Raw genomic sequence first — 3,222 nt, forward strand, 5'->3', positions numbered from 1 at the left:
ACAACACTTCTTGAATCGATTGATTATTCGTTAAGAACATGATTAATCGATCCATTCCAATTCCTAAACCAGAAGTTGGAGGCATTCCGTATTCTAAAGCTCTTAAGAAATCTTCGTCGATAATTCCGTTGGCTTCGTCATCACCTTTTGCGGCTAAAGCCATTTGGTTTTCAAAACGTTCTCTTTGGTCAATTGGGTCATTTAATTCCGAATACGCATTTGCGATTTCTTTTCCACAAACCATTAATTCAAAACGTTCTGTTAATTCAGGATTATCTCGGTGCGATTTACATAAAGGCGACATTTCTTTTGGATAATCCGTAATGAACGTTGGCTGAATAAAGTTACCTTCGCATTTCTCGCCAAAAATTTCATCAATTAATTTTCCTTTACCCATGGTGTCGTTCACTTCGATTCCCATAGATTTTGCAGCTTCGCGCAATTCATCTTCCGATTTTCCAGTGATATCAAAACCTGTGAATTGTTTGATGGCATCGGTCATCGTTATTCTTGCATAAGGAGCTTTGAAGTTTACTTTGTGTTCTCCAAAAGTAGCTTCTGTAGTTCCATTTACTTGTAAAGCACAATATTCTAATAAATTTTCAGTCATCTCCATCATCCAGTTGTAGTCTTTATAGGCTACATAAATTTCCATTGCAGTAAATTCTGGATTATGCGTTCTGTCCATTCCTTCGTTACGGAAGTTTTTCGAAAATTCGTAAACACCATCAAATCCACCAACGATTAATCTTTTTAAGTATAATTCGTTAGCAATTCGCATGTATAATGGAATATCTAAACTATTATGATGCGTAATAAAAGGACGTGCAGCCGCTCCACCAGGAATTGATTGTAAGACCGGAGTTTCTACTTCCATGTAACCCGCTTCATTGAAGAACGTTCTCATAGCAGTGAACAATTTGGTTCTCTTCATAAAAACTTCTTTCACATGAGGATTAACCACTAAATCTACGTAACGCATACGGTAACGCAATTCTGGGTCAGTAAACGCGTCAAACACATGACCTTCTTCGTCAGTTTTTGGCAACGGAAGCGGTTTTAATGTTTTGCTCAACATTTTAAAATCATCCACACGAACACACATAGCGCCTACTTTTGTCATGAATAATTCGCCTTCAATTCCAATAAAGTCACCTAAATCGGTTAATTTTTTGAAAACTTGATTGTAAAGTGTTTTGTCTTCACCTTGGCAAAGCATATCACGATTAAAATACAACTGAATTCTTCCATCGCTATCTTGTAATTCAGCAAACGAAGCTTTTCCTTGATCACGAACACTCATTAAACGTCCAGCCAAAATAACCTTCTTACCTTCTTCAAAATTTTCCTTTACCTGCTTTGAAGTGTGATTCACCGGAAATAAATCCGCTGGATAAGGGTTAATTCCAAGTTCGCGTAAAGCGTTTAATTTGTCTCTTCTAATGATTTCTTGTTCCGAAAGTTGCATAATATTGTATTTAAGCGTGCAAATGTAACTATAAATTAAAAAACTGCCAACTTTCAACTGAACACTGAATACTTTTTTTAAGAGCGAATGGTTCGGGCTTTTTTGCTTTCCATATTCCTGCCATCCGTTATATCTTTTTTTCAAAAAGGATGTCACTCCTGTCAGGGCTAATTAGTAAACTATTCGTATCTTTGCTTCACTTTTCAAAACACAATTTCGTTCACTATGAATAAAAAAGTCCAACTTCAAGATTTAGGAAACAAAGATTACAAAGACACTTGGGATTATCAAGAAGCATTATTCAAAGAAATTGTGGATATTAAAATTAAAAACAGACAATCCAACTCCCAACTTCCAACTCCTAACTTTCTACTCTATGTAGAACATCCACATGTTTATACACTAGGAAAAAGTGGTGACATCACAAATTTATTACTTTCCGAAAAACAATTGGAAGCAAAAGGAGCCACTTTTTACAAGATCAATAGAGGAGGCGATATTACCTACCACGGACCAGGACAAATTGTGGGTTATCCTATTTTAGATTTAGAAAACTTTTTCACCGACATTCATAAATACTTACGTCTTTTAGAAGAAGCTATAATTTTAACATTAGCAGAATACGGTTTACAAGCAACTCGTAGCGAAGGAGAAACCGGAGTTTGGTTTGATGTAGGAACACCATTCGCAAGAAAAATTTGTGCTATGGGAGTTCGTGCTTCTAGATGGGTAACCATGCATGGCTTCGCACTAAATGTTAATGCTGATTTAGGATACTTCGATAATATTATTCCATGTGGAATAAAAGGAAAAGCGGTTACTTCAATGCATGTTGAATTAAATAGAAATGTAGATGAGCAAGAAGTAAAGAATAAAATTCTTAAACATTTTCAAAATCTATTCGAAGCGGAAATAGTATAGTTTAAGTATAGATACTCCATAGATATAGCATAGATAAAGTATAGATAGTGTATGAAATGAATATTAAAAATGGTATTAGTTAGTGTTTAAAATTCCAAACTCAATTGCTCTGGCAATAATCTAAAACTCATTCGGTGATATTTGCACGGACCATATTTCTTAATAGCCTCTCTGTGGTCTTTTGTTGGGTAACCTTTGTTTTTTTTCCAATTATACATGGGAAACTCTTCATGAATTTTATCCATGTACTCGTCACGGTAAGTTTTGGCTAAAACCGATGCAGCTGCAATACTTAAAAATTTACTATCACCTTTAATAATACTTGTGTTTGGAATGGATTTTAAAAGTTCGATTTCTTCAATAGTAAATATCTTTCCTATTTTCTGTTTCATACCTAATTTTCCATTTAATGGCCGATTTCCATCTACTATTATGTATTCAGGTTTTTGATTTAATTTTAAAACAGATTCTTGCATTGCTTTCAGTGAAGCATTTAATATGTTTATTTCGTCAATTTCATTTGGAAAAATATGAGTAACGGCAAAAGAAATTGAAGTTTGTTCAATAAGTGGGCGCAACTCAAACCTTTTTTTATCAGAAAGTTGTTTAGAATCGTTTAGTTCTTCAAAAAGTCTTTTTACAGCATCGTTGGTAATTCCCCCTTCGGGGGTTAGGGGGCTTATTGCTGCGGCAGCTGTTACGGGTCCAGCCAAACATCCTCTTCCTGCTTCATCTGTTCCGCATTCTAATATTAAATTACTGTAACTTTTGCTTAACATTCTTTTTTTTGACAAAAATACAACTTTAGGCGCAACCTTTTTGCGAATTTTTCA

3 protein-coding genes are annotated in these 3,222 nt (G+C 34.8%); 1 reads left to right on the forward strand and 2 read right to left on the reverse strand.

Features of this window, described 5'->3' with window-relative positions:
• Positions 1 to 1,468: lysine--tRNA ligase (lysS, locus tag B4I81_RS03490; RefSeq protein WP_291107611.1), on the reverse strand; the 1,468-nt coding region annotated here is incomplete at its 3' end.
• A gap of 225 nt (positions 1,469 to 1,693) precedes the next feature.
• Between lysS and lipB the strand changes: the two genes are divergently transcribed.
• Positions 1,694 to 2,389 carry a lipoyl(octanoyl) transferase LipB gene (gene lipB / locus B4I81_RS03495; RefSeq protein WP_291107614.1) on the forward strand — a complete coding sequence of 232 codons (696 nt, stop codon included), beginning with the start codon at positions 1,694 to 1,696 and terminating at the stop codon, positions 2,387 to 2,389.
• Between the two features lie 86 nt (positions 2,390 to 2,475).
• Here lipB and B4I81_RS03500 read toward each other — a convergent pair whose 3' ends face one another.
• Entirely contained in the window at positions 2,476 to 3,168 is a 693-nt protein-coding gene (locus B4I81_RS03500) for a ribonuclease HII (protein ID WP_291107659.1), read from the reverse strand.
• Positions 3,169 to 3,222 lie beyond the last annotated feature (54 nt).

Source organism: Flavobacterium sp. UBA6195 (assembly GCF_002422095.1).
GTDB lineage: Bacteria > Bacteroidota > Bacteroidia > Flavobacteriales > Flavobacteriaceae > Flavobacterium.